Below are 5,531 nucleotides of genomic sequence, written 5' to 3'. Positions count from 1 at the left end.
GCTTCTTTTTCGGTAGCTGGCTGAGCTTCCAACCGCTCAATTTTTTCTAAGTAAGCTTTTTCTTTGCGGTGCATCTCTTCCTGCGTAGCCGATAATTCCTCCATATTTTGTCGCATTTCTTCTTCCTGTGCTTGCATCGTTTCCGCTTGCTGCTGCGATTCTGTCAACAGTTGGTTCGTTTGAAGAGTAACCCGAATGTTTCGTAGAGCCGATGCAATGGATTCGGCGATCTTCTCTACAAAAGTAGTTTGATGCTCTTCCAGCGGAGTGAACGAAGCTAATTCCAGAACACCTTCTACTGCGCCTTCCACAGCTAATGGCACTACCAGTATAGCGGAAGGCTGCGCTCCCCCTAAGCCCGAGCGAATATCGGAGTAGTCAGCCGGAATTTCAGTTAGATAAATAGTTTCTTGTTCCAGATAAGCTTGTCCTATGATACCGTCACCAATGGGTAAAGATTTGTCAATAAATTTCTGCCTCTGGTATGCATAACAAGCTTTCATTGCCAGAACCGGTTCGCCATTATAATCCTCCACTAGAAACAACGCTCCCTGGTTAATTTTAAGATATTCTACCAGTTGCTTTAACACTTTATTTCCCAAGTCTTCAATATTTTGGGCGTTACGAAGTATGTCAGCAAACAAGGTGAGCCCCTGTGTTGACCAGCTTCTTAATTGGGCTGCACGCTCATTTTGCTGAAGCTGATCACGCATTTGCAGTAGGTTTTTACCTAGTGTATCATCATCGCTTAGCGCCTGATAATCTTGTTCGAGGTTTCCTTCACCAATAGCCGAAGCAAAATCGGCCGTTCGGTGAAGTCCGCCTACTACCTCAGTTAAGGCCTGCGCCATATCGCCCAGTTCATCTTTTCTGGCTGCAATAGTATGGTCAGCTTTAAGAACACCCTGAGCAAGATCGCGCAAGTTAGCGTGCATTTGTCGGATAGGGCGAATAAACCGTTGAGCAATTAGATGAGTAGTTCCGGCAACAATAATGCTGATGAAAAGCGTGATAGCAATAATGATGTTCCGTAGGTGTACTACCGGTTGGAGTACTTCTTCCACATCCATTTCGGTAAGAATAGCAAAAGTGATATCACCAACTTGAAGGGGAGAGTAAGAACTCAGTACCGGCACGCCCCGATAGTCATCAATAATTTGCGTATTCACTGTCCCTGCTAGGGCTTCCGTTACTCCTGAAGTTTCAACCTTTAGCTTCAAAACCGTGGATTCTTCCGAGAAACGGGAGTTGGAACGCATTAAAGAGTCGCTTCCTACTAAGTAAGTTTCACCGGACTCTCCTAATCCGGTACGCTCTTGAGCGATAACGTTTATCTCATCTAAGGGAATCTGACCGATAAGCACTCCTATAGAATTTCCCACCGAATCACGAATAGGAGAAGATACAAACGAAGCGGGGTCACCGTTACTAGGAGCGTAATGATCAAAATCTACAATCGTGGTAGAATCTAACCCTTGCTGGTAAGCTTTAGCGATGTTCTGGTCGCTATAGAGACCGTTCACCAAGTTGGTGGCAAAATCGGGTTCATGCACTACGGTATAAATAATATCTCCTTGTAAGTTAACTAGGAATAAGTCGTATAAGCCGTAGGTTTCTTTGATTTTAGCCAGATGCGGATGGTAAAGTTGATTAACCGAATCGTATTCTGTTGAGGTAACACCCACCATATAAGCACTATCGTAGGCTTGTAGGGAATTGGTAGTTACGGGCAACGAAGCCATAACATCAATAGTAGCCAGCTGATCAGAGAAGAAATCGGCCAACTGTACTCGCTTGGTTTGGCGGATAGAGGTAAGCTGGTCAAAAGTACGCTCCAGAATAGCCGATTTCGCCAGAAAGTAGATAAGAATGCTAAGACCCAGGAGGGTAATCAAACTAAGTGCCGTAAACCGGATGATTAGTTGATTGGCAATACTGGTTTTTCTATCCCGCTTCATAGTCTGCTTTTGCTGTAAGGGTAATAAGGAAAATGAACTACTGCTAAAGCTACCGTACTACTAAAAAACTGCGAAACGAAAAGAACCAAAGAACTTACGATGTATGGTTAGGTGAGAAAGAAAATGCAGACGAGAGCGTATCCGATATCACAGACATAAAAATAAAGATAATTCACTCGGATACGATTGTGCTACAACTCAATTGTTACGCTCTTTCCGGCATAAACGCCTTGAGGTAAATCTACAATGAGCGTGGTGGTGTTTTTATCGGGGTTGGGGTAGCTTACAAAGCTATCTCCTTTAGTATCATAAGTACCCGAAATGGTGAGCAAGGCCTTGCTTAGTTTTCGGGATGGGTCGGCTACGCTTAGTTGGGTGATGCGGTTTTCCTGAAGTTGCAGCATCACCATGCCCTGGCTTTCCATGCTAACTTTCAGATCAGAGGTTATTTCAATTTCTCCGGCCTGATAAAAAGCAGCTTGGCAAATGTTTAGTTTATTATTTTTCACCGCCTGTACTTTGCTGGTATTGGAAAGTACTTCAACATCCCGATTGGTATCGCTGCTCCGTTCGAGCTCGGGTACTTCCACATCTGGTACTACAATGTAGGCGTAGGATGCATGCTCCGGCTCGTTGCCGTGGTTAAGCCACAGGGTGAAAACTTCTTTGCTAACGATCTCTTCTGAAACGTTCTTCTGATCGGTAATATCCGACCACCGTCCTTTTTCTACCTGGTTGGATAAATGTACGCTGGTACGCTCCGGAAAAATATAGCCAACCTTATCCTGATGTACCCATTTCACCTTATCCAATTGCCGATCCCCCTGGGGAAGTTGGTGAACTGTATCCGCTTGCATGACGGTAACGTCACTTCTCAACAACACTTGGTTAACAGTGGTAGCCACCGGTAAGTCAGGATTGGAATGGATAGCGGTGCCTAGGCAAACGTATTCTTCGTCGAAAAAGAACCACGACTTTTTAGCCGCCAGCATATCGTGGGCACTTTTAAAGTCAAAGGCTACGGCTCCGTACCGGTTGTCGGTAACCGCTCCTACGAAATCCCGTAACCCTTCCTTTCGGATATCTTCCGGCCCGTAGAGTTCGGGCTTTTGCATAATGGTAGTACCGGATATTTTCTGCCAATCGTACACCGGCCAAATGTCGTGGTACTCATCTCCGGTGAGCATTAGATAATTAGTGCCATCGGCCCGATGGTGGGTAGTTTTTCCGGGACCGTTGTAGGGTACTTCCATGTTTTGATTGCGGGTAGAGTACATTCTTACCGTTGTGTAGAAGTTAGGCCGTTGAAACACAAAGTGCTCGGTTTGCCAGAAGAATTTACTAAACGACTGAGAAGGTCTGGCTTCTCCTTTTCGCAATTTCATAATCTCCTCCAGCTCCTCTTGGCGGTAATCGGTGCTGAGCAGCAGACGTTCTATTTCTACGGTGCCAGCCGGTTTAAAATCATACTGGTTAGCAATACTTCGGTTCTTAACACTCACGTCGGTATAGATGCCGTAGACCATTTGCTTGTAAATACCGTCCAGGTAGTAATCTACCAAATGGTCTATCTTCTCCGGCGAAAAAGCGTACTTGGTACCCGCCACATAGTACGACCACTCGCCGAAGGCATTAGCGTATTTACCGTAGCCGTAAGAAGTGGTATTATTCACCCGATCTACTCGGTGGTGAAAGCTATAATCGTGTTGCATCCCGCGGCTACCGGTAGAAAACTTCACTTCCCCCTCAATTAGCCGGATAATCTCATAAAACCTTTCCTTTTCTCCCAGAAAGAGTAAGTTCTTAGCCAGAATACTGGCAATCACAATCCGGTCGCCACTGGGCCGGGCCCCTGAAGCATTCATATGGGCGCGGCCAATAATCGGTTGAGCTTGATCTACCAAATCCTGCGGTAATTCGTCGCCAATGAGCAGCATCAAGTTGACCAGATTGGTTGGGGTAGAGATTTGATTATTGTGCCAGTTATCACCAAAAAAATCATTGTCTACCCAGTACTTCAGTCCCCGAGTGATGGTTTCTGTTAGCGCTTTATCCTGGTAATAATCGGATGACTCACTTTGGTAGGCTCTGGCCAGATAAACCAGATTAGAGGTATGACGCCGATGGGGAAAACCGGCGGTACGGCTAAGGTCTTTATAGTTAATACCTTCAAAGCTTCCATCTTCGTTTATAACCTGCGCAATCTCCATTACTCGAGCATCATCAATCTCGGTTTTCAACAGTTCATCAACTACCCGGCTTTTGATGATTTCAAAATCACTGGGTTCTTTTGCGTGAGTTGAGTATACCAAGAAGCAGAGGAAAAATAGCAATAAGCGAGCGATCATTAGTAGGTTGTTTGGCTGTGTTGATTAGTAGAACTTCACCCAACAGGTCAGGCTATCTTGATATACTAAAAATGATAGCTTACTGGACCTATTTGTAATCAAGAGACCATTACAGTATCTCTTTAAAATTTTCGGAGCTGATAACTTTCACCTGAGGAAAATCCACACTTGCTAGTACATCAAAGTCCCGATCGTGGCTAACAATAAAGTCAGCGTTAGCAGCAACCGCACAGTCGCGCGGCGAACCGTCGACGAATTTATTATCGTCTTCATCTTTCAATAAACGAAATTGATAATGTTTGGTGACAAAATGTACGTTACTTAGATTCTCAAGTACTCCCATTGTACTTTCGCTAGTTTCACTTCCCATATGTCGCTCAATAATTTCAGCGTACTCGTTCAGTATATCGGTAGTTACGTACAATTCATAATGCTTTTCCAGCAACTTTCTGAAAATTCAATGCAGCTTAGAGCGTTCCGATATGCTGACCAATAAAACGTTAGTGTCTAAAACTATCCTCAGCACAGCTTACTTTTTTGACTTTCTCATCTTGGTGTTAAGCATACGATCTACATCTTCATCAGTCCATCCTTTTTCATCCCAGACCTTATTCGCTGATTTGATGGCCTTCTCGGCAAAGTAGTTATCAACAGTATCTCTAAAGTCTTTTAGCTCTTCATCGGTCAGGTTATACGAAAAGGCTTTTAAAATTTCAAGTTGAACATTAGAGAGAGGCTGCCGTTCATGGGTTTTATTTACATCATTCATACAAAATATCGGTTTACACACATACAATCTATCATTCTTTTAGCCTACTACCAATAATTAGTACGTTCATTTTGGAAGACTCATCTTTTTCCTCCGAGATTTCTTTTCCTTCTTCAGCAGGGGAGCAGTGTGCTGGGTGTAAAGTTCAAACAGGTATACTACACGCGACGTTTCGTTGGAGAAAGCCTGCGGACGATAGCCGAGGTCTACCGCTTTATCTAGCTCCTGATGAGCTTTTACCAGGGCCGGAGGCATAGTGCGGATCGTACAGATTAGCCAGACTGCTGCCAGGAAAGGGTTTCTCACCTCCATATTCGTTGCATAACGGTTTGGCTAGCCGTCAGACCGGGGCTTATCTGCGATTTCTATTCAAACTAGTATTTTCGCCATTGGAGCAACTAACTTTCTGGCTCGGAGTTCCGCTCGGTTAAGGCCATCGTGGCGCGACTAGCTGAT

At 44.6% G+C, this 5,531-nt stretch carries 5 protein-coding genes; all 5 read right to left on the bottom strand.

Annotation, left to right across the window (positions count from 1 at the left end; genetic code table 11):
• Positions 1-1,958: GAF domain-containing protein (locus WBA23_RS25120; protein WP_424585029.1), on the bottom strand; the 1,958-nt coding region annotated here is incomplete at its 3' end.
• Positions 1,959-2,149: 191 nt separating this feature from the next.
• Positions 2,150-4,306 (bottom strand): polysaccharide lyase family 8 super-sandwich domain-containing protein, encoded by a 2,157-nt coding sequence (locus tag WBA23_RS25115; protein WP_424585028.1) that lies wholly within the window; start codon positions 4,304-4,306, stop codon positions 2,150-2,152.
• Between the two features lie 109 nt (positions 4,307-4,415).
• The gene (locus WBA23_RS25110; RefSeq protein WP_424585027.1) at positions 4,416-4,751 is read right to left on the bottom strand and encodes a putative toxin-antitoxin system toxin component, PIN family; all 336 of its coding nucleotides are present in this window, start codon (positions 4,749-4,751) and stop codon (positions 4,416-4,418) included.
• Positions 4,752-4,835: 84 nt separating this feature from the next.
• The gene (locus WBA23_RS25105) at positions 4,836-5,075 is read right to left on the bottom strand and encodes a hypothetical protein (protein WP_424585026.1); all 240 of its coding nucleotides are present in this window, start codon (positions 5,073-5,075) and stop codon (positions 4,836-4,838) included.
• A 66-nt stretch (positions 5,076-5,141) separates the two neighbouring features.
• A complete protein-coding gene (locus WBA23_RS25100; protein WP_424585025.1) occupies positions 5,142-5,330 on the bottom strand; it encodes a type IIL restriction-modification enzyme MmeI in 189 nt (62 codons plus the stop codon).
• Positions 5,331-5,531 lie beyond the last annotated feature (201 nt).

This window comes from Tunicatimonas sp., from assembly GCF_049647865.1.
Lineage (GTDB): Bacteria > Bacteroidota > Bacteroidia > Cytophagales > Cyclobacteriaceae > Tunicatimonas.
The sequence above is the reverse complement of the archived record's forward strand: the minus strand, read 5'-3'. Positions and strand labels throughout refer to the sequence as shown.

Excerpts from the sequence above, each read along its gene's own strand:
- WBA23_RS25105 (WP_424585026.1), bottom strand. The coding sequence starts at position 5,075 with ATGAATGATGTAAATAAAACCCATGAACGGCAGCCTCTCTCTAATGTT.
- WBA23_RS25115 (WP_424585028.1), bottom strand. The coding sequence starts at position 4,306 with ATGATCGCTCGCTTATTGCTATTTTTCCTCTGCTTCTTGGTATACTCA.
- WBA23_RS25100 (WP_424585025.1), bottom strand. The coding sequence starts at position 5,330 with ATGCCTCCGGCCCTGGTAAAAGCTCATCAGGAGCTAGATAAAGCGGTA.